We start from the raw sequence: 588 nt of genomic DNA, 5'->3' as shown, positions 1-588 counted from the left end.
ACCACTTTGTGATTCATGACTGGGGTGAAGTCGTAACAAGGTAACCGTAGGGGAACCTGCGGTTGGATCACCTCCTTACCGAACGAGTGCAGTATTGTGAAGTGCTCACACAGATTGTCTGATGAAAGAAGAGACGGTATCGGCATAGGCTTGTAGCTCAGGTGGTTAGAGCGCACCCCTGATAAGGGTGAGGTCGGTGGTTCAAGTCCACTCAGGCCTACCAAAATCTTGCTTGTCCCGCGTTATAACCAGACTCGCTTATTGCAATAAGCTTCGCCTGTTATGCCTTGGCTACGCAAGATGACTGTGCATCACGATATCCAAATGGGGCTATAGCTCAGCTGGGAGAGCGCCTGCCTTGCACGCAGGAGGTCAGCGGTTCGATCCCGCTTAGCTCCACCATATCTCTTCACACGAATTGTCTGATTTCAGAACACATTGTTTGAGTGTGTTGTGAAATCTTTGCTCTTTAACAATCTGGAACAAGCTGAAAATTTGAAACGGCCCGTGATGTTACGTGAACTCACGGGTGAATCTCTCAAACACGCCATCCGAAGACACCTTCGGGTTGTGAGGTTAAGCGAATAA

Annotated in this window: 2 tRNA genes and 1 rRNA gene; all 3 read left to right on the top strand. The window is 49.0% G+C overall.

Features of this window, described 5'->3' with window-relative positions:
• Nucleotides 1-78 (top strand): 16S ribosomal RNA (locus AACQ81_RS04770); the annotation flags it as partial.
• A 68-nt stretch (nt 79-146) separates the two neighbouring features.
• Nucleotides 147-223, top strand: a tRNA-Ile gene (locus tag AACQ81_RS04765).
• A 103-nt stretch (nt 224-326) separates the two neighbouring features.
• Nucleotides 327-402: transfer RNA gene (locus tag AACQ81_RS04760), tRNA-Ala, on the top strand.
• The last annotated feature ends 186 nt before the right edge of the window (nt 403-588 follow it).

Source organism: Xenorhabdus sp. Sc-CR9, from assembly GCF_963897815.1.
In the GTDB taxonomy this organism is placed as follows: domain Bacteria; phylum Pseudomonadota; class Gammaproteobacteria; order Enterobacterales; family Enterobacteriaceae; genus Xenorhabdus.
Note: the sequence above shows the minus strand (reverse complement) of the source record. Positions and strands in the feature narration are given on the sequence as shown.